The sequence below is a fragment of the Actinosynnema sp. CS-041913 genome (genome assembly GCF_050942485.1).
Classification (GTDB): Bacteria; Actinomycetota; Actinomycetes; order Mycobacteriales; family Pseudonocardiaceae; genus Actinosynnema.
In genome coordinates this window covers 2,959,853-2,985,730 of sequence record NZ_CP192037.1, presented here as the reverse complement: position 1 = coordinate 2,985,730, position 25,878 = coordinate 2,959,853, and the positions used below count along the sequence as shown (strand labels likewise).

The following is a 25,878-nucleotide window of genomic DNA, read 5'->3' as shown; positions in this document are numbered from 1 at the left end:
ACTTATCGCAGGACCCCGCTAGGATCGGCGAGGTGTCCAGACCGCGCCCCGCGAGCCAGCACACCGTCCGCCGGCACAACTCCGCCCTGGTGCTGGACACCATCGCGTCCGCGCCCGGTTCGTCCCGCGCCGCCGTGGCCGCCCGCACCGGCCTGACCAAGGCTACGGTGTCCAGCCTGGTGGACCGGATGATCGGCGCAGGTCTCGTGGTCGAGGGCGAGGCGCAGGCCCGCCCCGGACCGGGCCGCCGGGGCACCGCGCTGCACCTGTCCCCCGCCGGACCGCACGGCCTGGGCGTGGAGATCGGCGTCGACTACGTGTCCACCTGCCTGGTCGACCTGACCGGCCGCGTCCGCGCGAGGTGGCTGCGCCCCAGCGACAACCGCGCGTCCGCCCCCGCGCGCGTGCTGACGAAGGTCGCCGCCGCGATCCGCCTGGCGCTCAAGCAGAACGTGCCGGTCGGCGGGGTCGGCGTCGCCGTGCCCGGCCTGGTCGAGTCCGCCAGCGGCATCCTGCGCGTCGCGCCGAACCTGGGCTGGCGCGAGGTGGACGTGCGCGGCGAGCTGACCCGGCGGGTGGCGCTGGACGCGCCGGTGCTGGTCGGCAACGAGGCGAACCTGGCCGCGCTGGCGGAACTGTGGCACGGCCACGGCGCACCGGACTTCGTGCACGTGTCCGGCGAGATCGGCATCGGCGCGGGCATCGTGGTGGGCGGCGCCCTGTTCGAGGGGGTGTCGGGCTACGGCGGCGAGATCGGTCACCTGTCCGTGGACCCGCACGGACCGCGGTGCCCGTGCGGCTCACGCGGCTGCCTGGAACGCCTGGCGGGCCAGGACGAGATCGTGCGCGCCGCGGGGGTCGCCGACGTGTCCGAACTGCTGGCCGGGCTGGACGCCGGCCACCAGGCCGCGACCACGGCCGTCCGCGCGGCGGCGACGTGGCTGGGCGTGGCGCTGGCCGGGGCGGTGAACCTGCTGGACCTGCCGACGGTCGTGCTGGGCGGCACCTACGCGCGCCTGGAACCGTGGCTGCGCGGACCCCTGCTCGCCGAACTGGAGCACCGCGTGGTCGGCTCCGCCTGGTCACCGGTGCGGGTGGTCGCGTCGCCACTCGCCTCCGACGCCGCGATGCGCGGCGCGGCAGGCACCGCGATCCGCGCGATCCTGGCCGACCCCGACCTGTTCGTGACGTCGACCCTCGCCTGACGCCACGCGCCCTCACCACCAGAAGCCACCCACCACGACCGCGACAAAGCCACGCGCCCCAGGTGGAGACCCCCGAGGGGACGGTGCCCCCTGGTCACCGTCCCCTGGTAGCCAGCATCCTGATCAGCGGTACACATGCCGGTACACATCGACGTGTACCGGGATCACTACGCTGGGTTCCGTGCGTTTCGGTGTCTTAGGCCCGCTGGAGGTTCGCGACCGCGACGGTCGGCTGCTGCTGCCGGCGCGTCGGAAAGAACGGGTCCTGCTCGCCGTGCTCCTCCTGCGCGACGCGCCGACGTCCACGGACGCGCTGACCGACGCGCTGTGGGACGAACTGCCCCGCTCCGCCGCCGCGAACCTCAAGACCTACCTGTCGGACCTGCGCCGCCTGCTCAAACCCGACGCCGCCATCGACACCCGGCCGGACGGCTACGCGATCGACGTCGCCCGGCCCGACCTGGACGCCACGCACTTCGAGGACCTGGTCGAGGAAGGCCGGGAAGCGTTGCGGGACAAGCGGTTCGACGTTGCGACGGAGCGGTTCACCCGGGCGCTCGGCCTGTGGCGCGGGCCGGTGCTGGACGGGCTGCCGATCCCGCCGATCGTCCGGCCCCGGGTGACCGTGCTGGAAGAACTGAAGCTGTCCGTGGTCGAGGACAACATCGACGCCCGCCTCGCGCTGGGCCAGGAGGTCGCGGGCGAACTCCAGGCGCTCACCGGCCAGCACCCGCTGCGGGAACGCCTCTGGGGCCAGCTCATGCTCGCGCTCTACCGCACGGGACGCCAAGCCGAGGCGCTGGCCGCCTACCAGCGCCTGCACGAGGCGCTCGACACCCAGCTCGGCATCGAGCCGTCCGCCGGCATCCGCCGCCTGCACGTCGAGATCCTGCGCGCCGACCGCACCCTGGACCGCACACCCGGGACCGCCGTCCCGCGCCAGCTCCCCGCCGTGGTCAGGTCGTTCACCGGCCGCTGGACGGCCCTCGCCGAGCTGGACCGGCAGGCCGCGAAGGCCCGGGACGACCGCTCCGGCGCCGCGGTCGTCGTGTCCGGCATGGCCGGCGTCGGCAAGACCGCGCTGACCGTCCGCTGGGCCGACGAGGCGCGGGAACGCTTCCCCGACGGCCAGCTCTACGCCGACCTGCGCGGCTACGACGCCCTGCCGCCCCGCCGTCCGCTGGAAGTCCTGTCCCGCTTCCTGCACGCCCTGGGCACCGCCCCCGAACGCGTGCCGCCGGACCTGGAGGAAGCGGTCGCGCTCTACCGCAGCACGCTGGCCGACCGCGCGGTGCTCGTGCTGCTGGACAACGCCGCGTCCGCCGACCAGGTCCGCCCGCTGCTGCCCGGCGGGTCGGGCTGCCTGGTCGTCGTCACCAGCCGCGACCGCCTGACCGGCCTGGTCGCCAAGGACGGGGCCGCCCGGATCGCGCTGGACGTCCTCACGCCCGCCGAGTCGACGCGGCTGCTGGCCGCCCTGCTGGGCGAGGACCGGACAGCGGCCGAGCCGGCGGCCACCGCCGAACTCGCCGCCCTGTGCGCGCACCTGCCGCTGGCCCTCCGCATCACCGCGGCGCACTTCCCCGGCGGCCGGATCGCCGACCACGTCGCCGAGCTGCGCCGCGGCAACCGCCTCACCGCCCTGCAAGCCGACGAGGACACCGCCGTCCGCGCCGCGTTCGACCTGTCCTACTCGGCCCTGCCCGCACCCGCGCGCAGGCTGTTCCGCCTGCTCGGAGTCGTCCCCGGCCAGGACTTCACCGCCGACGCGGCGGCGGCGCTCGCGGAATTCCCGCTGCCCGGGACGCAGGAGCTGCTGTCCACCCTCACCGACGCGCACCTGCTGCACCGCGACGGCGACCGGTACAGCGCCCACGACCTGCTCCGCCTCTACGCCCGCGAACGCGTGCAGGCCGAGGAGACCGCCGACCGCCGAGCCCAGGCCGGCCGACGCCTCTACGACTGGTACACGGCCCACGCGGACGCCGCCGCCGCCGTCCTCTACCCGGACATGGCCCGCCTGCCCCGCCCGGACCCGCAGCCGCTGTTCGAGAACGAGGCGCAGGCCTCCGCCTGGCTGGACGCCGAACGCGCCAACCTGGTGGCCGCCGTCCTCCACGCCGCCGACCAGCCCGCCGCCGACCAGCCTTCGGAGATCGCACAGCACGCCTGGCTGCTGTCCGACGCCCTGCGCGGCTACTTCTGGCTCCGCATGGCGACCGTCGACTGGCTGACCGTCGCCCGCGCCGCCCGCCACGCCGCGGCGGAGAACCCGGCCGCGCGGGCGTCCGCCGAGCTGAGCCTCGCCAACCTGCACTTCCTGCGCAGCGAGCACGCCAAGGCCATCGAGCACTCCACGGCCGCCCTGCGGCTGGCCGAACAAGGCGACTGGCCCGCCGGACAGGCCTCCGCGCACAACAACCTCGGCGGCATCCACCGCCAGTCCGGCCACCTCACCGAAGCCGCCGAGCACTTCGCCCGCTCACTGGAGATCGACCGCCGGCACGGCCTCCCGGCCGGCGAGATGGCCGGTCTCAACAACCTCGCCATCGTCGCGTGGCAGCTCGGCAGGCTCGCCGACTCCACCGACTACTTCACCCAGGCCCTCCGGCTCAGACGGGAAGCCCGAGCGCCGCAGGGCATCGCGCTCGCCCTGGGCAACGTCGGCGAACTCTGGCACACCCGCGGCGAGCCGGACCGGGCGCTGGCGCACCTCACCGAGGCCCTCGGCATCCACCGCGAGATCGGCGCACGGGTGGCCGAAGCGGGCAACCTCACCACGCTGGCCGCCATCCACAACGACCTCGGCGACCTCCCCACCGCCTACGAGCACGCCCGCACGTCCCTCATGCTGGCCAGGGACACCGGCGAACGCCGCATCGAAGCCGGCGCGCTGCACGTGCTCGGCGACATCCACCGCCGCGCGGGCCAGCCAGCCGACGCCAAGGACTGCTACCGCCAGGCCGTCGCGCTGGCGCGGGAGACCGGCGACGACTTCCTCGAAGCCGAGGCGCTGATCGGCTACGGCCGGCCGGACGAGGCCCTGGCCATCGCCCGCAAGGCCGGCTACCGGGTCGTGGAGGGCAAGGCGCTGACCGCCCTCGCCCGCGCGGAACTCGCGAAGGGCAACACCGCCGAAGCCGTCGCGCACGCCCGCGAGGCCCTGGAGACCCACCGCACGACGGGCCACCGGCCGGGTGAGGCGCACACCCTGCTCCTGCTCGGCCACGTGGAACCGGACCCGGCACACTGGCGGACGGCCCTCGACCTGTTCACCCGGATGCGCGCACCCGAAGCCGACACGTTGCGAGGTCGAGTTTGAGAGCCTGGACGACACCCCGGACGCTGCGGAGAATCGGGGAACCTGGTCAGGGGGTGAACCGGTGCCGCGTGGAGAGCGCCCGTTGGATGTCGGTGACAGTCCGCTGCTGAAGTTCGCGGCCGACCTGAGGTCGTTGCGCGACAAGGCGGGCGGCTACAGCTACCGGCAGCTCGGGGCCCGCGCGCACTACTCGGCGACCACCCTGTCGGACGCGGCGGGCGGCCGGAAGCTGCCCAGCCTCGCCGTGACGCTGGCCTACGTGCGGGCCTGCGAGGGCGACGAGGCCGAGTGGGAGGACCGCTGGCACCAGGTCGCCGCCGAAGTCCTGCCCACGCCCCCGAGCGCGGAGGAGGGCCACCCGCCGTACGCGGGGCTGGCCCCGTACGGCACGGAGGACGCCGAGTGGTTCTTCGGCCGGGACCGCGTCCTGGAGGACCTGGAGAAGCGCATCATCGGCCGCCGGTTCGTGGCCGTGTTCGGCGCGTCCGGCGCGGGCAAGTCGTCGCTGCTCAGGGCGGGCCTGGTGCCCCGGCTGCCCGGTCCGACCGTGCTCACCACCCCCGGCGAGCTGGACGTGCGGCCGGAGAAGCTGGACCTCGGTCAGGACCTGATCGTCGTCGACCAGTTCGAAGAGGTCTTCACCCTGTGCCCGGACGCCGAGCAGCGCGCGGCCTTCGTGGACGCCCTGCTCACCGCCCGCTGCCGGGTCGTGCTGGGCGTGCGCGCCGACTTCTACGGCCACTGCGCCCAGTACCCGGAACTGATCGAAGCGCTGACCGACAGCCAGCTCCTGCTGGGCCCGATGGGGCCCGAGGAACTCCGCCAAGTGATCATGCAGCCCGCCGTCAAAGCGTCCTGCACGGTGGAAACAGCGCTGGTCAGCAGGCTGATCGCGGACGCGACGGGCCAAGCGGGCGTCCTGCCGCTGATGTCGCACGCGCTGCTGGAGACCTGGCGTCGCCGCCGCGGCACCACGCTTACGCTGGCCGGTTACGAAGCGGCCGGCGGCATCCAACACGCCATCGCGCAGACCGCCGAGCGCACGTTCACCTCCCTGGAGAAGCAGCAGCGGGCGCTGGCCCGACAGGTGTTCCTGCGCCTGACGGCCCTGGGCGACGGCACCGAGGACACCAAACGCCGACTGCCGCGCGCGGAACTGGACACCGACGTCGACATCGACGTGGTGCTCGACCGCCTGGCGCACGCCCGCCTGCTCACCCTCGACCGCGACACGGTGGAGATCGCCCACGAGGCCCTGATCCGCTCGTGGCCCAGGCTGCGCAACTGGCTGGCCGGCGACCGGGACGGCCTGCGCACCATGCGCCAGCTCACCGAGGCCGCCGCGACCTGGGACTCCCTGGGCCGCGACCCGGACGCGCTCTACCGCGGCTCGCGCCTGGACACCGCCGTGGAGTGGACGCGCCGCGACGGCGTCCGGACCAGCGTGATGGAACGCGACTTCCTCGCCGACAGCCTCGCGGCGCGGGACCGCGAACGCCGGCTCGCCCACCGCCACACCCGCAGGCTGCGGCAGCTCGTCGCGCTCCTGCTGGTGCTGCTCGTGCTCGCGGGCGGCGCGGTGGTGCTGGCGAGCCGCGCGCAGCAGCAGGCGGCGTGGGAGCGGAACCTGTCGGTGGCGCGCTACGTGGCCAACGAGGCGGAGAACCGCCGGGACGACAACCCGAACCTGGCCCACCAGATGCTGATCGCCGCCTACCGCCTCAGCGGCACCGACGACCTGCGCGACCGCGTGCTCAGCGCCCACGCGGCGACCAGCCTGGACATGGTGAGCCGGTCGGTGCTGACCGGCCAGGCGCTGAGCCCGGACGGCACCCAGGTGCCCATCGCCCGCGTCCCGGACATCGCCGACGACCGCATCAACAAGCGGCTCGGCGGCTACCTGGTCCCGCGCAACACGGTGACGTCGTTCGTCGTCACGCGGACCGAGCGCGCCTACGCGACCACGGCGGAGACGGACCCCCGCATCTGGGACGTGACCGACGTGCGCAACCCGGTCGTCGCCCACACGTTCACCGGCCCCCTCACCCTCGTGGCGTTCGCCCCGGTGACCGGCCGGGTCCTGGTGACCGTGGACGGCACCTCGGAGGCCACGGTCTGGGACACGTCCAACCCCCGCGAACCGGTGGCGCTGGCGGTGCTGGAGAACCACCCGCGCTGGATCGCGGACATCGAGTTCAGCCTCGACGGCAAGGTCCTGGCCACCATCGACAACCAGAGCACCGTCCGCCTGTGGAGCCTGGAGGACCCGCGCGAGCCGAGGCAGATCGGCGAGCTGAGCGACGGCGAGGACGTCTCGACCCTCGCCCTGCACCCCGACGGCCGCACCATCGCGGTGGCCGGCAAGTCCGGCTCGATCCGGCTGTGGGACCTGACGAACGCGTGGGCCCCCACGAAGATCGCCACCCTGGAAGGCCACTCCGACACGGTGCTGAGCCTGGGCTTCCGCCGGGACGGCACGGCCTTGGCGAGCGCGGGCAAGGACGACACGGTCCGCCTGTGGGACCTGGCCGACCCGCACCACCCGGCCCAGCGGGCGCGGATCAGCGGCCGGACCGCCGGCATCTACGGCATCGGTTTCGGCGACGCCCCGGACTGGGTCGTGACCTCGAACTCCGACGGCACGACACGGTCGTGGCAGTTCGACGTCGACGTCGCCATCGCGACGCTGTGCGAAACCGTCTACGACCCGATCTCCGAAGACGAGTGGCGCCGGAACTTCTCCGGCATCGACTACCAACCGCCGTGCAGTTGACGGCCGGCCGATCCGGGGCACGGGCCCGCCCCACCGGCGACCGTTCGGCCGATCCGGGCACCAGCCCGCCCACCGGCAGCCGTTCGGCCGATCCGGGCACCAGCCCGCCGCCCCGCTGGCGGGCGCACACCAACGGGTCGATAATCGCGGCGTGACCACTCCCCGTGACGAGGACCGCACCGCCGCGATCCCGGCCGCCCCGATCCCGGACGGTCCGCCCCTGGCCGGTCCCCCGGAGGCGGGTCTGACCTCGGCGGGCCCGTCCCAGGTCGGCGACCGGCCGGCCGCGTCCAAGCCCCGCAAACCGCGGCCGACCCGGATCAGCGGCACCTGGGTGGCGGTGCTGGCCTCGATCGTCGTGCTGATCATCCTGCTGGTCTTCATCCTCCAGAACCTGACCGACGCGACGATCAACTTCCTGGGCATCTCCAGCACGCTGCCGCTGGGCGTGGCGCTGCTGTTCGCCGCGATCGGGGGCGCGGTGACGGTGGCGCTGGTGGGCGCGGCCAGGATCCTCCAGCTTCGCCGGCAGGCCAAACGAGGGCTGCACTGACCAACCGCCGGCCCAGCACGCGAGTGCGCCGGCCTACCGCCGGCCCAGCACGATCGCGCCGACCAGCCACCCGTCCGGCGAGCGGGGCTCAGCTCCCGGCGGCGCTCGGCAGCATCGCCGGGCACCCGGCCACGTAGTCCGGGTGGTACTCGAAGTGCCATTCCTCGTTCAGATAACGGCGGCACCACCCCAGCGCGCGCCCGTTGCGCTCCACCCAGGCCGCCGACTCAAGTGGCTGCACGTCCACCGCGGTTCCCTTGACGTGCATGGACTTCTCCGGCGGGAGGACGTACTGCGCCGCCAGCTCGGCGGTGCCGAACCGCTGCACGGCATCGGCGAACTCCCGCTGCTGCTGGCCGACGCTCCGCTTGCCGTCCTGCACGCACATCCGGACGCCCTGCTCCCCGGCCGCGGCCCGCAGCCGGCGCCAGGCGTCCAGCACGTCGGGGCGCAGGCCTTCGGGTTGCTCGTCGACGTAGCGGCCGTCGATCGGGCAGGCCGGACCGGTCTCCGGCCCCGGGATCTCCTCCAGGATCGCCGCCGGCCGCCCGGCCTGCCGGTCGTAGGCCAACGTCACCCGGCCGGTCACGCCGAGCGCCGCCACGGCGGCCACCGCGAGCACCAGAACCAGCAGCGCACCGATCACCGTGCGGCTCTTTTTCGTGGCGGGTGTGGTGGGCACCGGACCGAAACTACCCACCGAAAGCGCGACCACCCCAGTTTTGGTGATCACGGTCATAGCGGGTCCGCGGTCAGGTGAGGGTGGCGATCACATATGCGGCGGCCTCGGCAATGAGGGCCTGATCGTATTCGGCGTCCGCGGTGGCTTTGCCGGACATGATCGCGATGATGAGCGGCGCGGAATCCGGCGGCCACACCACGGCGATGTCGTTCAGCGTGCCGTAGTCACCGGTCCCGGTCTTGTCGGCCACGGTCCAGCCCTGCGGCACACCGGCTCGAATGCGTTCGCCGCCGGTGGTGTTGCGTTCCAGCAGAGCGCGCAGGAAATCGCGCTTCTCGGCCGGCAGCGCGTCCCCCAGCACGATCTTGTGGTAATCCGCGCCCAATGCCCGCGGAGAAGACGTGTCGCGCGGATCTCCCGGTGTGGCTGTCGTGATGTCCGGTTCGATCCGATCCATCCTGGTGACCGCGTCGCCGAGGCCGCGGGTGTATTCCGTCAGCTCGGCCGGCCCGCCCAGGTCGCGGACCAGGAGGTTGCCGGCCGTGCCGTCGCTGTAGCGGACGGCGGCGTCGCACAGCTCGCGGATCGTCATCCCGGTGGCCACGTGCTGCCCGGTGACGGGGGCGTGCTCCAGGAGATCGTCTTGGGTGTACCGGACGACGGTGTCCAAGTGCGACAACGGATTGCGGTGCAGGACCGCTGCCGCCGCCAGTCCCTTGAACGTCGAGCAGAACGCGAATCGCTCATCCGCCCGGTGGGCGATGGCGGCGCCGGTGCCGGTCGCCAGGGCATACACCCCTAGGCGTGCGTCGAACTTCCCTTCCAGCCCGGCCAAGTGCTCGTGGTGCTCGTTCACCGCGGTGGTGGACGGGGAGGGCGGCGCGGACGAAGAGGACGGAAGAGCGGCTGTCCCACCCTCCGTGCAGCCGGCCAACGGCAGCAGTGCCGCCATCCCCAGCAGAGCACGACGGCTGACGGCAGGTGTCATGGTCCTCCCTCCGCTGCCGGGCCGCTCACGCGCTGGAGCGGGTCACCATCGAGGTCGGCAGCAGGAGGAACGGCGGGAGGTTCTCCTCGCCGGCCAGTTCCGCCATCAACCGCCAGGTCATCGTGCGACCCAGTTGTTCGACGTCCTGTCGGACCGTGGTCAGGGGCGGCGCGGCCGTGGAGGCGATCACCAGGTCGTCGAAGCCGACGACCGCCACGTCCTCCGGCACTCGTCTGCCGTGGGCGTGCAGCGTCTGCAAAGCGCCCAGGGCCATGATGTCCGCGCCGACGAACACGGCGTCCAGATCCGGCTCCCGGGCCAGCAGCTCCGCCATGGCCGCCGCGCCGCTGTCCGGCGTGAAGTCGCCGTAGGCCACCAGGTCCGCGGCCAGCCGGGCTTGGCCGAGGCCTCGTTTCCAGCCGGACAGCCGGTCCATGCCGACGGCCATGTCCCGGGGGCCGGCGATGGTCGCGATGCGCTTGCGGCCGGACGAAGCCAGGTAGCGGGCGGCTTCCAGCGCGCCGTTGAAGTTGTCCGAGTCCACATAGGGCACTCCGCCCGCGCCCAGCGGCCGGCCGCCGACCACGGTGGGCAGGCCCGCGTCGACCAGCGTGCGGGGCAGCGGGTCCTGGCCGTGCAGGCTGATCACCAGCACGCCGTCCACGTGGCCGCCGCACAGGTAGTTCACGAGGTCCTGCTCGTCGCCGTCCTTGCTCATCATCAGGACCAGTTGGACCCGCTTGCCCGTCAGCTCGGCGTGCACGCCACGCAGGACGCCGGCGAAGAACGGGTCCGCGAGCACGCGGCTGCCCGGCTCGGAGACGACCAGGGCGATGCAGTTCGCCCGACTGCCCGCGAGCGTGCGGGCCGCCTGGTTGGGGCTGTAGCCGAGGCGCCTGATGGCCTGGTGGACCGCTTCCCGCGCCTTCGCGCTGACGTACGGCTCGCCGTTGATCACCCTCGACACGGTCGACTTCGACACCCCGGCGGCGCGGGCGACCTCCTCCAGCCGGGTGTTGGGTCGGCGTGCCTTGGGCGGGTCGACGGCATCTCTCACGAGGCGGCCATCGCTGCGGGTGCGTTGCCGGCGGCAACCTGCGAGTACCACATGGATCTCATCTTAGGTGTCCTCAACCGCGTCTCGTAGTCGACATGTGCGATCCCGAACCGCTCGACACCTCCCTCCTCGCCGAGATCGCCATTGATCGACTACTGGGCGGAATGCGCCCGGCCGGCGAGCAGGTACGTCCACTGTGGACACTCATGCGGACAAGTCGCACCACTGCGGAACATGAACACTCCACACATTCCGGACGCGTTGCGCATGCGCGCATGCGCAATGCGCCTTGCGCACTGACGCATGCGCCCGTAAGCTTTCGCCATGAACAGCGCGATCGTTCGAGTCAACGACGCCGAAGCGCCCGAACCACTCGGCCACTACGTTCAAGCCACCAAGACGCCCGACGGTCAGGTGTGGATCTCCGCCCAACTCCCGCTCGGGGCGAACCTGACCAAGGAGTCGCCGGTCAAAGACCAGGCGCGGCAGGCGATCGGCAACGTCCTGGCCATCGCGCGCCGGGCCGGGTGCGCCGCCGAGGACATCCTCAAAGTGACCGTGTACCTCCGGGACGTGGCCGCTTGGTCCGAGGTGAACGAAGAGTTCGCCCTCCAGTTCGGCTCCGCCCGGCCCGCCCGGTCGGTGATCGAGGTCGGCGGTGTCCACCACGGATACGCGCTGGCGGTCGACGCGGTCGCCCACGAAAGACGATGAGGAAAGATGTGCGCAGCACACGACTTACGCAGCCTCCTGCGGGCCATCGAGCATGAAGAGCGATCGTCGACGGGCCTCTTGCGGCTGACCGCCTACGAAAGCAGACCGTCCCGACTGGTCCAGCGACTGGTCGCCAGCCCGCTGGCCACCGATTACCACATCGGGTCGCTCGCCGAACACGCCCGGAAAAAAGTGGTGGACGCCCACGGCCTCATCCTGCGCGGACTACCGGGCGTCGCCTCGCTCGAAGAAGCCGCGACACGGTTCGCGCAACACGCCCTCACGGCGGGCGGCGTCGATTTCCGCCCCCTTTCCGGCGTCCACGCGATATTGGCGACGCTGATCACCTTCACCGAACCCGGCGACCTCGTGCTGTCGATCAGCCCGGAGCACGGCGGCCACTTCGCCACCCGTTACCTGCTCCAGCGCCTCGGCCGACGCTCCGCCTACCTGCCCTGGCACGACGAGTTGTTCACGGTGGACGCCGCGCGATTCGAGCGGGAGAGCGGCCGGCACCCGAGCCCGAAGATGATCCTGTTCGACCACGGGCTGCCGCTCGCCGCCCAGCCCGTTCGCCGACTGCGCACGATCGTCGGCGCCGACACACTGCTCGTCTACGACGCGTCCCACACGTTGGGGCTGATGCTGGGCAAGAGGTTCCAGGACCCGCTCGGCGAAGGCGCCGACATCGTGCAGGGCAACACCCACAAGAGCTTCCCCGGCGTGCAGAAGGCGGTGATCGCGTCGAACACGGCCGCGCGGGCGCGAAAGATCGGGGATGCCCTGTCGAACGGACTCGTGTCCAGCCAGCACACCCACCACGCCATCGCCACGTATGTGGCCTTCCTCGAAATGGAGGAATTCGGCGAGCGGTACGCGGACGCGATGCTGGTCAACGCCCGGGCCCTGGCCGGGGAGCTGGCCGGCCTCGGCGCCCGCGTCATCGGCCCGGCAGGGTGCCCGACCAGCAGTCACGAGGTGTTCGTGGCCTCCGGGACCGAGCTGCCGGCCCGGCAGTGGGCCGAGCGGTTGATCCGCGCCGGGATCAGCGTCAACGCGCGCCGGGTGCACGGCGTGGACGCGCTCCGGATCGGTGTCCAGTCGGTCACCCGGACCGGCATGGGCGTTCCGGAAATGGCCTTGATCGCCCGGACGCTGGTGTCCTTCACCGAATCGGATCGACCATCCCGGTCGCAGCTCTCGCTCATCCGCGCGTTGGCCGGCGACTTCGCCGAAGTCCAGTACAGTTTCGACCTCCGACTCGGTCTCACGGCCGCTTAGCCGACCGCCACGGATGTCGACCTAGGGGATATGCAATGGCCACTGATCTCATGGAGCGTCAGTACCCTGCCGACGACGTCTCCCGAATTCTCGAACTATTGGCGTGCGGTATCGGCCTGCTGACCGCGGAGACCGCCGTCGGCGATGGTTTCGCCGCCCACCTCGACCGGATCCGCGGCACGCTGGTCACGGTGCAGCGGTCACATGTCCTCGCCATGAAAGCCCACCGCAAGTACGACGACACGGAGAGCTTCAAGAAGCGGGCCGCCCTGCTCCAGGGACAGTTGTCGACCACGTTGAACGACCTCCTCGGGCTCGGCCAGGCCGAGGAGGAGCTGTACGCCGAAGCGCTGGACAGGGCCAAGGACCTGGCCGGGAGCATCCGGCTGGACCTGCCGCCGGCCGACTCGTGCGCGCTGGTGAAAAGCGCGGTGTCCGCCGAGGACGACCGCAGGCAGCGCCAGGTGTTCACGGTGAACCTCTGCTACGAACTGCTGGTGCGGATCGACCACCGGGTCCACTTCAGCGAATTGTCCCACGGCCCGGACGTGATCGAGCGGTTCATCGAGTTCCCGGCCGACTACTTCAACGCCGGGATGATGGTGCTGAACGAGTTCGCCACCATAGTGCGCGAGCGGCACGGCGACCAGGGCGCGCGGGTGAAGATCCACCAGAACGACCTCACGGTCCGCCTGATCATCGAAACGGCCGACGCGAAGGAGGAGATCGAACGGACCCTGGACCACTACGGCCAGGTCATCAGCGGCGTCCGCGATGTCACCTCGTTCACCACCTCGGCGATCGAACGCGTGCGGCTGGAAGGCGCGCTCGAACTGGCGCAGGCGCGGCTCAACGCGGAACGCCGGATCACGAGCGTGCTGGAGGCGGAGGTGAGCGCGCGGGGCGACCAGCTCACGCAGGTCACCACGCTGCTGGCGGGCGCGCTGGCGTCGCACGAGAGGTTCACCGATCGCCAGGTGGACATCACCCTGACCGCGCTGGAGGCGCTGACCGCCGACCGGTACGCGCGAGTGCTCGCCGAAGTGGCGCGGGCCGTGCACGACTACGCGGACGACGACACCCGCACCGAGCTGGTCGAGCTGGCGACGCTGGCCGACACCAGCACCGACCGGGCGGACCTGGGCAAAGTGGACGCGCGCCTGCGGGCGGTGGTCCGGAACGCCGCCACCGGCAGCCCCGGCTTCATCCGGTCCGTCAGCTCCGCCATGACGGTCGGCGTCCTGTCCGCCGAGGCGGCGTCCTGGCTGGAAGCCTTGCTCAAGAACCTTCTGTGAGGAACACGATGAACACTTCCGATCTGTGCGACGAGAACGATTCCGCCCTGGTGCTGCCCGTCCCGCTGATCCGGTACGGCGGGGTCCGCCTGCTCGACGGCCGCATCGAGACGGCGAGGACCGGTGACGCCAACCAGGTGATCCGGGAGGTGCTGGCCGGACCGGGCGAGAACCGCATCCTCGTGGTGGCCGGCGGCGGCACGGCCGCGCGCTACGCCCTGGTCGGCGACCGGCTCGCCGCTCGTGCCCTCGAACAGGGGTGGCAGGGCATCGTCGTCGACGGCCTGGTGCGGGACACGGATGCCTTGGCGGACATGCCCATCGGGGTCTGGGCGCGCGGCACTTGGCCGAGGCGCGGACCCGTGGACGGTCCGGGAGAGGTCGGCGTGCCGGTGACCCTGGAGGACGTCACCCTGCGCTCCGGTGACCGGGTCGTGTGCGACGCCGACGGTGTCGTCGTGATGCAGACCTCCTAGGGGTCGGCGGGTGAAGAACACGACCGTACGACTGGATGACCGCCAGCTCGACAAACTGGAGCTGATCGCGGTGGCGGAGGAGATCTCGGTGTCCGAGATCATCCGCAAGGCGATCGCGAAGTACCTGCTCAGCTACGACACGGAAGAGCTGGTCACGTTGGTCAGGGCCCGGCTGGCGCAACGCGAGAAGGAACTCGAAAAGCGGATCGACCGACTGACGACGAAACCCGCCGAACTCGACTGACCACCCGGCCGCCCCTCCCCACCCCGACCGGTGGCGAGGGGCGGCCGACGACGGGCCACCGCGGAGGAGTCACCGGCCTCCACTCCGACCGGTAGCGGAGGGGAGGCCGACGAAGGGCCACCGCGGAAGGGTCAGCGGCCGTCTTCCAGGTCGCCCTCGGTCTGGAGGTAGACCGCGCGCAGCGCCTCCAGCGTCTCCGGCTCCGGGTGCTCCCACAGCCCTCGGTCCGCGGCCTCCAGCAGGCGTTCCGAGATGCCGTGCAGCGCCCACGGGTTCGACTCGGCCAGGAACTTCCGGTTCTCCGGGTCCAGCACGTAGCTCGCGGTGAGCTGCTCGTACATCCAGTCCGCGACCACACCGGTCGTCGCGTCGTACCCGAACAGGTAGTCGACCGTCGCGGCGAGTTCGAACGCGCCCTTGTACCCGTGCTTGCGCATGGCCGCCAGCCACCTCGGGTTCACCACCCGCGCCCGGAAGATCCGGTTCGTCTCCTCGTGCAGCGTCCGGGTCCGCACCGCGTCCGGCCGCGTGCTGTCGCCGACGTAGGCCGCCGGCGCCTTGCCGGTCAACGCCCGGACGGTCGCCACCATCCCGCCGTGGTACTGGAAGTAGTCGTCCGAGTCGGCGATGTCGTGCTCACGCGTGTCGATGTTCTTCGCGGCGACGGCGATCCGCTTGTACGCGCTCTCCATGTCCGGCCGTGCCTCGACGCCGTCCAGTTCGCGCCCGTACGCGTACCCGCCCCACACCGCGTACACCTCGGCCAGGTCCGCGTCGTCACGCCAGTTCCGGCTGTCGATCAGCGGCAGCAGGCCCGCGCCGTACGCGCCGGGCTTGGAGCCGAAGATCCGCATGGTCGCCCGCCGCTCGTCCCCGTGCTCCGCCAACGCCGTCCGGGCGTGGGCGCGGACGAAGTTGTCCTCCGCGGCCTCGTCGAGGTCGGCGACCAGCCGCACGGCGTCGTCCAGCAGCGCCACCACGTGCGGGAAGGCGTCCCGGAAGAAGCCGCTGATCCGGACCGTCACGTCGATGCGCGGCCGGCCCAGCTCGCCGAGCGGGATGGCGGCCAGCCCGGTCACGCGCCGCGACTGGTCGTCCCACACCGGGCGGACGCCCAGCAGGGCGAGGACTTCCGCGATGTCGTCGCCGGACGTCCGCATCGCGCTGGTGCCCCACACCGACAGGCCCACCGACGGGGGCCACTCGCCGGTGTCGGCGCGGTAGCGCTCCAGCAGGGAGTCGGCCATCGCCTGGCCGGTCTCCCAGGCCAGTTTCGACGGCACGGCCTTCGGGTCGACGGAGTAGAAGTTGCGGCCCGTCGGCAGCACGTTCACCAAGCCGCGCAACGGCGACCCGCTCGGGCCGGCCGGGACGTAGCCGCCGTTCAACGCGTGCAGGACGTTGGCCATCTCGTCCGTCGTGCGGGCCAGCCGGGGCACGACCTCGCGCGCGCCGAATTCGAGGATCCTCGCCACGTCCTCGGAGTCCGTCAGCGTGCGGGCGACCGCCGGATCCCAGTCGGCGTCCTCCATGGCCTGCACCAGGGCCCGCGCCTGCGCCTCCACCGCGTCGGTCGACGCGCGGGTGTTGTCGGCCAGTCCCAGCGCCTCGCGCAGCCCCGGCAGCGCGGCCACCTGGCCGGCCCACACCTGCTTCGCCTGGAGGATCGACAGGACGAGGTTCACCCGGGTCTCGCCGGTCGGCGCTTCGCCCAGGATGTGCAGGCCGTCCCGGATCTGGACGTCTTTCACCTCGCACAGCCAGCCGTCGACGTGCAGGATCAGTTCGTCGAACTCCGCGTCGTGCGGCCGGTCCTCCAGGCCGAGGTCGTGGTCCAGCTTCGCGGCCTGGATCAGCGTCCAGATCTGCGCCCGGATCGCGGGCAGCTTGGCCGGGTCCATCGCGGCGATGTTGCCGTGCTCGTCCAGGAGCTGTTCGAGCCGCGCGATGTCGCCGTAGCTGTCGGCGCGGGCCATCGGCGGCACCAGGTGGTCGACCAGCGTGGCGTGGGCGCGGCGCTTCGCCTGGGTGCCCTCGCCGGGGTCGTTGACCAGGAACGGGTAGATCAGCGGCAGGTCGCCGAGCGCCGCGTCGGGGCCGCAGCCCGCCGACATGCCGACCGTCTTGCCCGGCAGCCACTCCAGGTTGCCGTGCTTGCCGACGTGGACCACCGCGTCCGCGCCGAACTCCGCCTCCAGCCAGCGGTACGCGGCCAGGTAGTGGTGGCTCGGCGGCAGATCCGGGTCGTGGTAGATGGCGATCGGGTTCTCGCCGAAGCCACGTGGCGGCTGGACCATCACCACGACGTTGCCCGACCGCAGGGCGGCCAGCACGATCTCGCCGTCCCGGTCCTTCGAGCGGTCCACGAACAGCTCGCCGGGCGCTTCGCCCCAGTGCCGCTCCATGTCCGCGCGGGTGTCCTCGGGCAGCGTCCGGTACCACTCGCGGTAGCGGGCGGCGGGCAGGCGGACGGGGTTGCCCTGGATCTGCTCCTCGGTGAGCCAGTCGGCGTCCTGGCCACCGGCCGCGATCAGCGCGTGGATCAGGGCGTCGCCGTCCAGATCATCGACGCCCGGAAGGTCGTCACCGATGTCGTAGCCGTTGTCCCGCAACGCGTTGAGCAGCCGCACGACGCTCGCGGGCGTGTCCAGGCCCACCGCGTTGCCGATGCGCGAGTGCTTCGTCGGGTACGCCGACAGCATCACCGCGATCCGGCGCTCGGCGGGCGGGATGTGGCGGAGCTTCCCGTGCCGCACGGCGATCCCGGCGACCCGCAGCGCGCGTTCCGGGTCGGCCACGTAGACGGTCAGGCCGTCTTCGTCGATCTCCTTGAAGGAGAACGGGACGGTGATGATCCGGCCGTCGAACTCGGGGATGGCGACCTGCGTGGCGGTGTCCAAAGGGGACAGTCCGTCGTCGTTCTCGTCCCACGCCGCCCGGCTGCTGGTGAGGCACAGCCCTTGCAGGATCGGCACGTCGAGCGCGGCCAGCGCGCCCACGTCCCAGGCGTCGTCGTCACCGCCGGCCGACGCGGTGGCGGGCTTCGTGCCGCCGGCCGCCAGCACGGTGACCACCAGCGCGTCCGCGGTGCCCAGCTCCGCCAGGAGTGCCGGCTCCGCCGTGCGCAACGACGCGCAGTACACCGGCAGCGGACGCCCGCCCTTGGCCTCGATCGCGTCGCACAGGGCGTGCACGAACGCGGTGTTCCCGGCGACGTGGTGCGCCCGGTAGTACAGGACGGCGACCACCGGGCCGTCGTTGGCCGGCGCGGGCCGTTCCAGGACGCCCCAGGTCGGCGCGGCCTGCGGCGGGGTGAAGCCGAACCCGGTCAGCAGGACCGTGTCGGACAGGAACTTGTGCAGCTCCGCGAGGTTCGCCGGGCCGCCGTGCGCCAGGTAGGCGTGGGCTTCGGCGCAGACGCCGCCGGGCACCGTGGACAGCTCCATCAGCGGCGCGTCGGGGTTCTGCTCACCGCCCAGCACGACCACGGGACGGGGGCCGGCCAGCAGCCGGTCGAGCCCCTCCTCCCACATCCGCCGCCCGCCCAGGATGCGCACGACCACCAGGTCCACGCCCTCCACCAGGTCGGGCAGGTCGTCCACGGTGAGCCGGGCGGGGTTGCCCAGTCGGAAGTCGGCGCCGCTGGAACGGGCGGACAGCAGGTCCGTGTCGGAAGTCGACAACAGCAGGATCACGTGCGGGCTCCATCCCTCGGGGGTCCTCGCCCCAGGTCGTAGGGGACGGCGGGCGGAGTTCCTGACTCCCGGGCTCGCGCCCGGTCACAGTGGCGGGACCGCGCCGGATTCGCACCGGCTTCCTCCTGTTGCTTCGCCGTTCGGATGTCACCCTAACCGGGGTTAGCATCCAGCCCATGCCCCAGGACCGCGAACGCCCCGACGCCTGCCCCGGCGCCGTCGACGTGCACCAGGCGGCGGACGGCGGGCTGGCGCGCATCAGGGTGCCCGGCGGCACGCTGTCGGCGGCGCGGACCGACGTGCTCCGCACCGCCGCGCTGGAGTTGGGCGACGGCTGGATCGAGCTGACCTCGCGGGCGAACGTGCAGATCAGAGGCCTGGCGCCGGGCGCGGAGCACGAGCTGGCAGCACGCCTGCGCGACGCCGGCCTGCTGCCCTCGCGGACCCACGAGCGGATGCGCAACATCATCGCCGCGCCGCTGGAGGACAACCAGGACCTGGTGGACGCGATCGACGGGGCGCTGTGCGGGCTCCCCGAACTGGCCGACCTGCCGGGCCGCTTCCTGGTCACGGTGGGTGCGGCGGTCAGCGGCCTCGGCGGCGACATCGGCCTGGTGGGTGACGCGCTGTTCCTCGCCGGGCGGGACTCGGGCCTCCGCGTGACCGATCCAGTGGCCGCCGTGGTGCGGGCCGCCCGGCTGTTCCAGGAGCTGCGCGGCACGGCGTGGCGGCTGTCCGAAGTGGACTCGGGTGTGCGGAAGATCACGGCCGCCCTGGGCGGTCCGGGTTCGGAAGTCCTTGCCGCCACTGTGATCCCGGTCGCACCCGGACCGGTGGGCGACCGGGTGGTGGCGGGCGTTCCGCTGGGCAGGCTGGACGCCCGGCTGCTGGCCGGCGCGCCGGTGCGGATCACGCCGTGGCGGAGCGTCGTGGTGCCGGCGGGCACGGACACGTCCGGCCTGTTCACCGACCCCGAGTCCCCGTGGCACGGCGTGAGCGCGTGCACCGGGCGGCCGGGCTGCGCGAAGTCGCTGTCGGACGTGCGAGCGGATGCCGCGCGGTGGATCGGGACGCCGCACGCGGGCCGCGTGCACTGGTCGGGCTGCGCACGGCGGTGTGGGCGTCCCGCCGGCGACGTGGTGGAGTTCGTCGCGACCGGCGACGGGTACGAGGAGATCAGGTGACCAGCTACATCAAGGACGGCGCGGAGATCTACCGCCGGTCCTTCGCCACCATCCGCGCCGAGGCCGACCTGGCCGGCCTGCCGGCGGACGTCGCGCGGGTCGCGGTGCGGATGATCCACGCCTGCGGCATGGTCGACCTGGTCCGGGACATCGCCTACTCCCCCGACGTGGTGTCCGCCGCGCGCGAGGCGCTGCTGGCGGGCGCGCCGATCCTGTGCGACGCGAAGATGGTCGCGTCCGGCGTGACGCGGCGCAGGCTGCCGAAGGACAACGAGGTGCTCTGCACGCTGGGCGACCCGCGGGTGCCCGAGCTGGCGGCGAAACTGGGCAACACCCGCAGCGCGGCGGCCCTGGAGCTGTGGGGCGACAAGCTGGCCGGCGCGGTGGTCGCCATCGGCAACGCCCCGACCGCCCTGTTCCACCTGCTCGACCTGATCGCGGCCGGCGCGCCCCGCCCGGCGGCGGTGCTGGGCATCCCGGTCGGCTTCATCGGCGCGGCCGAGTCCAAGGAGGCGCTGGCGGACAGCGCGCTCCCGTACCTGGTCGTGCGCGGGCGTCGGGGCGGCAGCGCCATGACCGCGGCGGCCGTCAACGCGATCGCGAGCGAGGAAGAATGACGGGCAGGCTGTACGGCGTCGGAGTGGGGCCGGGCGACCCGGAGCTGGTGACCGTGAAGGCGGCCCGTCTGATCGGCGAAGCCGATGTCGTCGTGTTCCACAGCGCCCGGCACGGCCGGAGCGTGGCCCGCCGGATCGCGGAGCCCTACCTGCGCGGCGACCAGGTCGAGGAACAGCTCGTCTACCCGGTGACGACCGAGGACTCGGACGATTACCAGGGCGAGATCGACGCGTTCTACGCCGAGTGCGCCACCCGCCTGGCGGCCCACCTGGACGCGGGCCGGACAGTGGTGGTGCTGGCCGCCGGCGACCCGTTCTTCTACGGCTCGTACATGCACCTGCACAAGCGGCTGGCGCACCGGTACCCGGCCGAGGTCGTGCCCGGTGTGACGTCCGTGAGCGCCGGTTCGGCCGTGCTCGGGAAGCCGCTGGTGGAGCGGGACGAGGTGCTGACCGTGCTGCCCGGCACGCTGCCGGCGGAGACGCTGGCCGAGCACCTGGCGGCGGGCGACCCGGTGGCGATCATGAAGCTGGGCCGCACCTTCCCGCACGTGCGGGAGGCGCTGGAGCGGGCCGGGCGGCTGGACGAGGCCTGGTACGTCGAGCGCGCCACGACCGGCGGGCAGCGCACCGCGCCACTGTCCGAAGTGGACCCCGACGGCGTGCCGTACTTCTCGCTCGCCCTGCTGCCCAGCAAGGCCACCGCGGGAGGCGCGGCCATCGACGCGCACGCGGCCAACCCGACCACCACCGCGCACCTGGCGGACCCCGCGACCAGCGCGCACACAGCCAACCCGACCACCACCGCGCACGTAACAGGCGCGGCGAGCGGCGCGCAGCAGGCCGATGCGGTGGCGCGGTCAGGCGAGGCGCAACCTGGTGAGGTCGTCGTCGTGGGTCTCGGCCCCGCGGGCCCCGAATGGCTCACCCCCGAGGCGCGGAAGGCGCTTTCCGAGGCCGACGACCTGGTCGGGTACATCACCTACCTGAACCGGGTGACGACCAACCCCCGGCAGCGCAAGCACGCCTCGGACAACAAGGTCGAGTCCGAGCGGGCCGCGTTCGCGCTGGACCTGGCCAAGCGCGGCCGGCGGGTCGCGGTCGTGTCGTCGGGCGACCCCGGCGTGTTCGCGATGGCCGCCGCCGTGCTCGAAGTGGCCGCCGAGGAGCAGTTCGCGGAGGTCCCGGTGCGCGTGCTGCCCGGCCTCACCGCCGCGCACGCCGTCGCCAGCCGGGTCGGCGCGCCGCTGGGGCACGACTACTGCGTGGTGTCGCTGTCGGACCGGCTCAAGCCGTGGGACGTCATCGCCGAACGGCTGGCCGCCGCCGCCAAGGCCGACCTGGTGCTGGCGATCTACAACCCGGCCTCGCGCAGCCGCACGTGGCAGGTCGCGGCGGCGCGGGACCTCCTGCTTGAGCACCGTTCCCCCGACACGCCCGTGGTGATCGGCCGGGACGTCGGCGGCCCGGAGGAGACCGTCCGGGTGGTGCGGCTGGCGGACCTCGACCCCGCCGAAGTCGACATGCGGTGCCTGCTGCTGATCGGGTCCTCGCAGACCCGGGTCACCCGGCGGGGCACGGTGTTCACGCCCCGGCGCTACCCCTCGTGAGCCAGTCGACCGCCGCGTCCACCGTGTCGACGGTGGGCGCGGCGGGCGCGGGCGGGCGGCGGACGACGACCACCGGCAGGCCCAGTTGACGGGCGGCGACGAGCTTCGCGGCGGTCATCTCGCCGCCGCTGTCCTTGGTGACCAGGACTTCGACGCGGTGCCGCCGCATCAGCTCCAGCTCACCGTCCACGGTATACGGTCCGCGAGCCAAGATGATCTCCAACGCGGTGGCGTCCTCGGGCGGGTCTACGGTCCGCGCCACCCCACGGGCGAACGCGCCCAGCCCCTGCCGTCCCGTGGTGACGAACGCCCGCCGACCACCGACCACGGCGGCGGCCTCGGCGATCGAGTCGACCCACGTCCAGCGGTCGCCGGCCCGCTCGGTCCAGCCGGGGCGGCGCAGCACGAGGAGCGGCACGCCGGCCTCGGCGGTCGCGGCGACCGCGTTGGCCGTGATGCGGTCGGCGAACGGGTGCGTGGCGTCGATCACCGCGTCCACCCGTTCGGCGCGCAGATAGGCGACCAGGCCGCCGACCCCGCCGAAGCCGCCGATCCGGACCTCGCCCACGGGCAGCTTCGGCGACGTCACGCGCCCCGCGAGGGACGAGATCACCCGCGTCCCGGCGGGTGCCTTGCGCGCGAGTTCCCGCGCCTCGCCCGTGCCACCCAGGACCAACACCGTTCTCATCGCTGTTGCATCCTGACATCGTGAAACTGCGCTACGGGTGGACGACCGGTGCCTGCGCCACGGCCGCCACCACCGCGGCCTACACCGCGCTGCTCACCGGCGAGTTCCCCGACCCGGTGGAGATCCTGCTGCCCAAGGGCCAGACGCCGGGCTTCGCGCTGGCCAAGGAGGAACTGGCCGCCGACCACGCCCGCGCGGCGGTCGTGAAGGACGCGGGCGACGACCCGGACGTGACGCACGGCGCGCTGATCGAGGTGACGGTCCGCCACGGCGAGCCGGGGACCGGCGTGGTGTTCCGCGCGGGCCGCGGCGTCGGCACGGTCACCAAGCCCGGCCTGCCGCTGCCGGTGGGCGAGCCCGCGATCAACCCCGTGCCGCGCCGGATGATGCGCGAGCACGTCGAACGCGTCGCCCGCGAGCACGGCGGCACGGGGGACGTCGTCATCGAGGTCTCCGTCGAGCACGGCGAGGAACTGGCCCGGAAGACCTGGAACCCGCGCCTGGGCATCCTCGGCGGCCTGTCCATCCTGGGCACCACCGGCATCGTCGTGCCCTACTCGTGCTCGGCGTGGATCGACAGCATCCGGCGCGGCATCGACGTGGCCCGCGCCGAGGGCCGCCGGCACGTCGCCGGATGCACCGGCAGCACGTCGGAGAAGGTCGCCGCGACCGTGCACGGGCTGCCGGAGAGCGCTCTCCTGGACATGGGCGACTTCGCGGGCGCGGTGCTGAAGTACCTGAAGCGGCACCCGGTGGACCGGCTGACCATCGCGGGCGGCATCGGCAAGCTGTCCAAGCTCGCCGACGGCCACCTCGACCTGCACTCGGGCCGTTCCCAGGTGAACCACGACTTCCTGGCGTCGCTGGTCGACGACCCGGACCTCGCCGAGGCCGTCCGCCACGCCAACACCGCCCTCGGCGCGCTCCACCTGTGCCAGGAGGCCGGCGTCCCGCTGGGCGACCTGATCGCCGTGCGGGCGAAGGCCACCGCCGACGACGTGCTCAAAGGCGCTCCGGTCGCGGTCGACGTGATCGTCATCGACCGGGCGGGCACGATCGTCGGCCGCGCGTAGCGTCACGGGCGGCAGCGGGCGGTCGAGTAGAGGTGGCTGTCGGTGAAGTCCTCCGCGGCGAGGACGTCGCCGACGATGATCACCGCGGTCCGCTTGACCCCGGCCTCGGCCACCTGCGCGGCGATCGTGGCGAGCGACCCCCGGAGCACCAGTTCGTCCGGACGGCTCGCGTACGCCACCACCGCCGCCGGGCAGTCCGGCCCGTAGTTCGGCAGCAGTTCCGCGACCACTTCGGTGATCCGCTGCACGGCCAGGTGCAGCACCACCGTGGACCGCGACCGCCCCAGCGCCGCCAGGTCCTCACCGGGCGGCATGGGCGTGGCACGGGCCGAGGTGCGGGTCAGGATCACGGTCTGGCCCACGCCGGGGACGGTCAGCTCCCGGCGCAGCGACGCCGCCGCCGCCGCGAACGCGGGCACACCGGGCGTCACGTCGTAGGGGATGCCCAACGCGTCCAGCCGACGCATCTGCTCGGCCATTGCGCTGAACACGGACGGGTCACCGGAGTGCAACCGCGCCACGTCCGAACCCGCCGCGTGGGCCGCCGCCAGCTCGTCGGTGATCCGGTCCAGGTCGAGGTTCGCCGTGTCCACCAGCCGGGCGTCCGGCGGACAGTGCGACAGGACCTCGGTCGGCACCAACGCCCCCGCGTACAGGCACACCGGGGACGTCTCCAGCAGCCGAACGGCCCGCAGGGTCAGCAGATCGGCCGCACCGGGCCCCGCGCCGATGAAGTGGACGGTCACTGGTTCTCCTCAGGCTCCGGCACGGTGTCTTCCTTCGTCACGGCCCACGTGGTCACCGGCATGTGCGGTCGCCAGCCGGTGAAGCCGCCCACGGGAGTGTCCCGGCTGACCGCGAGCCGGGTGAGCGACCCGCCCAGCACCCCGTACCACCGGGCGAGCACGGCCTCCGACTCCAGCGTGACGGCGTTGGCCACCAGCCGCCCGCCCGGCGGCAGCGCGTCCCAGCACCGCTCGACCACGCCGGGCGCGGTGAGTCCACCGCCGATGAACACGGCGTCCGGCGGCGCCAGGTCCAGCGCGGCGGGGCTCTCCCCCACCACCACCTCGACCCCCGGCACGCCCAGCGCACCCGCGTTCCGACCGATCCGCTCCGCCCGCACGGGGTCGCGCTCGACGGCGATCGCCCGGCACGACGGATGCGTGCGCGACCACTCGACCGCGATGCTGCCGGACCCCGCGCCCACGTCCCACAGCAGCTCACCGGGCCTCGGCGCGAGCAGAGCCAGAGTCACGGCCCGCACCTCGCGCTTGGTGAGCTGCCCGTCGTGCTCGTAGGCGTCGTCCAGCAGCCCCGGCACCAGCGAGTACCCGCCCGACCCGCACTCCACGGCCAGCACGTGCAGCGGATCGGCGTCCGCCAGGTCGTGGTGCACGCGCTCGTCCGGCCCGCCCAACCGCTCCAGCACGGTCAGCCGCGCGTCACCGGCCAGCGCGGCGACCTCCGGCGGCGACCCGCCCAGCACCAGCACCCGCCGCCCCGGGTGCAGGTGCGGCACGAGCAGCGACACGGGCCTCCCGACCAGGCTCACCACGTCGACCGCGTCCACCGCCCACCCCAGCCGGGCGCAGGCGAGCGACACCGACGACGGGTGCGGCACCACCCGCACGGCGTCCGCCCCGAGCAGCCGGACCAGGGTCGAGCCGATGCCGTGGAACATCGGGTCTCCGCTGGCCAGCACGCACACCCGGCGGCCCGCGTGCGCCGCCAGCAGCCCCGGCAGCGCCGGGACGAGCGGCGACGGCCACGGCACCCGGTCGAACGAGCCGGGCACCAGCGCGAGCTGGCGGGCGCTGCCCATCAGCACCTCGGCTGCGGCGATCTCGTGGCGGGACGCGTCCGGCAGGCCCGCCCAGCCGTCCGCTCCGATGCCGACGACGGTGATCACACCGTGCCCAGCACGCGGGTCACCGCGATCTCGATCACGACCCGCTCGGGGTTGGGCCGCGGCTGCCGGTAGCGCTCGGCGTACCGGCGCTCCGCGTCCGCGACCTCGTCCGCCGACTGCCTGACCACCGCGCGACCCTCCAGCGTCGACCACCGCCTGCCGTCCACTTGGCACACCGCGACGAGCGCCCCTGCGGGGCCGGCGGCGAGCACCTGGCGCACCTTATGCGAGCCGCGCGAGGCGATGACCCGTGCGGTCGCCGACGCCACGTCCAGCGTGACGCCGACCGGCACGACGTGGGGCGTGCCGTCGGCGCGCAGGGTGGTCAGGGTGCACAGGTGGCGCTCGGTCCAGAACGACCGGAACTCCTCGCCCTTGGCAGACAACATGGGTGCATCATGCGGCACGGGCCCGCTATGGTCGAAAACGTGACGCGTCGATTTCACCGCCCCCGGCCGGGAGACCCGGCCATTCGGGGCGTGCGCTAGCCGCGGTCCCGGTGGCGGGCC

Annotated in this window: 22 protein-coding genes and 1 riboswitch; of the genes, 13 read left to right on the top strand and 9 right to left on the bottom strand. The window is 72.8% G+C overall.

Going from position 1 to position 25,878, the window contains the following annotated elements; translation table 11 throughout:
• Positions 1-32: 32 nt before the first annotated feature.
• The 4 genes from ACQPZF_RS14360 to ACQPZF_RS14345 all read left to right on the top strand — a co-directional run bounded on the left by ACQPZF_RS14360 (position 33) and on the right by ACQPZF_RS14345 (position 7,853).
• The gene (locus ACQPZF_RS14360; RefSeq protein ID WP_433271899.1) at positions 33-1,205 is read left to right on the top strand and encodes an ROK family protein; all 1,173 of its coding nucleotides are present in this window, start codon (positions 33-35) and stop codon (positions 1,203-1,205) included.
• A 181-nt stretch (positions 1,206-1,386) separates the two neighbouring features.
• Entirely contained in the window at positions 1,387-4,527 is a 3,141-nt protein-coding gene (locus tag ACQPZF_RS14355) for a BTAD domain-containing putative transcriptional regulator (protein ID WP_433271898.1), read from the top strand.
• 82 nt (positions 4,528-4,609) lie between these two features.
• On the top strand, positions 4,610-7,300 hold the full coding sequence (locus ACQPZF_RS14350; RefSeq protein WP_433271897.1) for an XRE family transcriptional regulator: 2,691 nt from the start codon (positions 4,610-4,612) through the stop codon (positions 7,298-7,300).
• 151 nt (positions 7,301-7,451) lie between these two features.
• Positions 7,452-7,853 (top strand): lipopolysaccharide assembly protein LapA domain-containing protein, encoded by a 402-nt coding sequence (locus ACQPZF_RS14345; RefSeq protein WP_433271896.1) that lies wholly within the window; start codon positions 7,452-7,454, stop codon positions 7,851-7,853.
• An 88-nt stretch (positions 7,854-7,941) separates the two neighbouring features.
• Here the strand turns inward: ACQPZF_RS14345 and ACQPZF_RS14340 are convergent, their stop codons facing one another.
• The 4 genes from ACQPZF_RS14340 to ACQPZF_RS14325 all read right to left on the bottom strand — a co-directional run bounded on the left by ACQPZF_RS14340 (position 7,942) and on the right by ACQPZF_RS14325 (position 10,729).
• Entirely contained in the window at positions 7,942-8,535 is a 594-nt protein-coding gene (locus ACQPZF_RS14340) for a D-alanyl-D-alanine carboxypeptidase family protein (protein WP_433271895.1), read from the bottom strand.
• A 70-nt stretch (positions 8,536-8,605) separates the two neighbouring features.
• Complete coding sequence (gene bla, locus ACQPZF_RS14335) at positions 8,606-9,523, bottom strand: class A beta-lactamase (RefSeq protein ID WP_433271894.1); 918 nt, start codon at positions 9,521-9,523, stop codon at positions 8,606-8,608.
• A 25-nt stretch (positions 9,524-9,548) separates the two neighbouring features.
• Complete coding sequence (locus ACQPZF_RS14330) at positions 9,549-10,580, bottom strand: LacI family DNA-binding transcriptional regulator (RefSeq protein WP_433271893.1); 1,032 nt, start codon at positions 10,578-10,580, stop codon at positions 9,549-9,551.
• Positions 10,577-10,729, bottom strand: a complete 153-nt coding sequence (locus ACQPZF_RS14325; RefSeq protein ID WP_433274556.1) for a family 1 glycosylhydrolase — start codon at positions 10,727-10,729, stop codon at positions 10,577-10,579. Before ACQPZF_RS14325 ends, ACQPZF_RS14330 begins: the two co-directional genes overlap by 4 nt.
• Before the next feature lie 175 nt (positions 10,730-10,904).
• On the opposite strand from ACQPZF_RS14325, the gene ACQPZF_RS14320 reads away from it, so the two are divergent.
• Genes ACQPZF_RS14320 through ACQPZF_RS14300 form a run of 5 tightly spaced genes read left to right on the top strand, consistent with a single transcriptional unit; the run spans position 10,905 to position 14,590 of the window.
• Positions 10,905-11,294 carry a RidA family protein gene (locus ACQPZF_RS14320; RefSeq protein ID WP_433271892.1) on the top strand — a complete coding sequence of 130 codons (390 nt, stop codon included), beginning with the start codon at positions 10,905-10,907 and terminating at the stop codon, positions 11,292-11,294.
• Positions 11,295-11,300: 6 nt separating this feature from the next.
• Entirely contained in the window at positions 11,301-12,575 is a 1,275-nt protein-coding gene (locus tag ACQPZF_RS14315) for a hypothetical protein (protein ID WP_433271891.1), read from the top strand.
• 35 nt (positions 12,576-12,610) lie between these two features.
• Positions 12,611-13,870 carry a hypothetical protein gene (locus tag ACQPZF_RS14310; protein WP_433271890.1) on the top strand — a complete coding sequence of 420 codons (1,260 nt, stop codon included), beginning with the start codon at positions 12,611-12,613 and terminating at the stop codon, positions 13,868-13,870.
• 8 nt (positions 13,871-13,878) lie between these two features.
• Complete coding sequence (gene rraA, locus ACQPZF_RS14305) at positions 13,879-14,346, top strand: ribonuclease E activity regulator RraA (RefSeq protein WP_433271889.1); 468 nt, start codon at positions 13,879-13,881, stop codon at positions 14,344-14,346.
• A gap of 10 nt (positions 14,347-14,356) precedes the next feature.
• On the top strand, positions 14,357-14,590 hold the full coding sequence (locus ACQPZF_RS14300) for a ribbon-helix-helix protein, CopG family (RefSeq protein ID WP_433271888.1): 234 nt from the start codon (positions 14,357-14,359) through the stop codon (positions 14,588-14,590).
• Between the two features lie 131 nt (positions 14,591-14,721).
• On the opposite strand, the gene cobN is transcribed toward ACQPZF_RS14300, so the two are convergent.
• On the bottom strand, positions 14,722-18,285 hold the full coding sequence (cobN, locus tag ACQPZF_RS14295; protein WP_433271887.1) for a cobaltochelatase subunit CobN: 3,564 nt from the start codon (positions 18,283-18,285) through the stop codon (positions 14,722-14,724).
• A gap of 55 nt (positions 18,286-18,340) precedes the next feature.
• Positions 18,341-18,410, bottom strand: a riboswitch (cobalamin riboswitch).
• Positions 18,411-18,461: 51 nt separating this feature from the next.
• Here cobN and ACQPZF_RS14290 point away from each other — a divergent pair.
• From ACQPZF_RS14290 to ACQPZF_RS14280, 3 genes are read left to right on the top strand one after another with little or no spacing between them, the layout of a single operon-like run.
• Complete coding sequence (locus tag ACQPZF_RS14290) at positions 18,462-19,469, top strand: hypothetical protein (protein WP_433271886.1); 1,008 nt, start codon at positions 18,462-18,464, stop codon at positions 19,467-19,469.
• Positions 19,466-20,086: a precorrin-8X methylmutase gene (locus ACQPZF_RS14285; RefSeq protein ID WP_433271885.1), complete on the top strand. Its 621-nt coding sequence runs from the start codon at positions 19,466-19,468 to the stop codon at positions 20,084-20,086. The genes ACQPZF_RS14290 and ACQPZF_RS14285 overlap by 4 nt, the downstream gene beginning before the upstream one ends.
• Positions 20,083-21,696, top strand: coding sequence for a precorrin-2 C(20)-methyltransferase (locus tag ACQPZF_RS14280; protein WP_433271884.1), 1,614 nt, complete (start codon positions 20,083-20,085; stop codon positions 21,694-21,696). The genes ACQPZF_RS14285 and ACQPZF_RS14280 overlap by 4 nt, the downstream gene beginning before the upstream one ends.
• On the opposite strand, the gene ACQPZF_RS14275 is transcribed toward ACQPZF_RS14280, so the two are convergent.
• Positions 21,671-22,384 (bottom strand): cobalt-precorrin-6A reductase, encoded by a 714-nt coding sequence (locus tag ACQPZF_RS14275; protein ID WP_433271883.1) that lies wholly within the window; start codon positions 22,382-22,384, stop codon positions 21,671-21,673. The genes ACQPZF_RS14280 and ACQPZF_RS14275 overlap by 26 nt on opposite strands.
• Positions 22,385-22,401: 17 nt before the next feature.
• Between ACQPZF_RS14275 and ACQPZF_RS14270 the strand changes: the two genes are divergently transcribed.
• Positions 22,402-23,457, top strand: coding sequence for a cobalt-precorrin-5B (C(1))-methyltransferase (locus ACQPZF_RS14270; protein ID WP_433274554.1), 1,056 nt, complete (start codon positions 22,402-22,404; stop codon positions 23,455-23,457).
• Between the two features lie 2 nt (positions 23,458-23,459).
• Here the strand turns inward: ACQPZF_RS14270 and cobM are convergent, their stop codons facing one another.
• From cobM to ACQPZF_RS14255, 3 genes are read right to left on the bottom strand one after another with little or no spacing between them, the layout of a single operon-like run.
• Positions 23,460-24,203 (bottom strand): precorrin-4 C(11)-methyltransferase, encoded by a 744-nt coding sequence (cobM, locus tag ACQPZF_RS14265; protein ID WP_433271882.1) that lies wholly within the window; start codon positions 24,201-24,203, stop codon positions 23,460-23,462.
• The gene (cbiE, locus tag ACQPZF_RS14260; RefSeq protein ID WP_433271881.1) at positions 24,200-25,369 is read right to left on the bottom strand and encodes a precorrin-6y C5,15-methyltransferase (decarboxylating) subunit CbiE; all 1,170 of its coding nucleotides are present in this window, start codon (positions 25,367-25,369) and stop codon (positions 24,200-24,202) included. The genes cobM and cbiE overlap by 4 nt, the downstream gene beginning before the upstream one ends.
• Positions 25,366-25,758, bottom strand: coding sequence for a pyridoxamine 5'-phosphate oxidase family protein (locus ACQPZF_RS14255; RefSeq protein WP_433271880.1), 393 nt, complete (start codon positions 25,756-25,758; stop codon positions 25,366-25,368). The genes cbiE and ACQPZF_RS14255 overlap by 4 nt, the downstream gene beginning before the upstream one ends.
• Positions 25,759-25,878 lie beyond the last annotated feature (120 nt).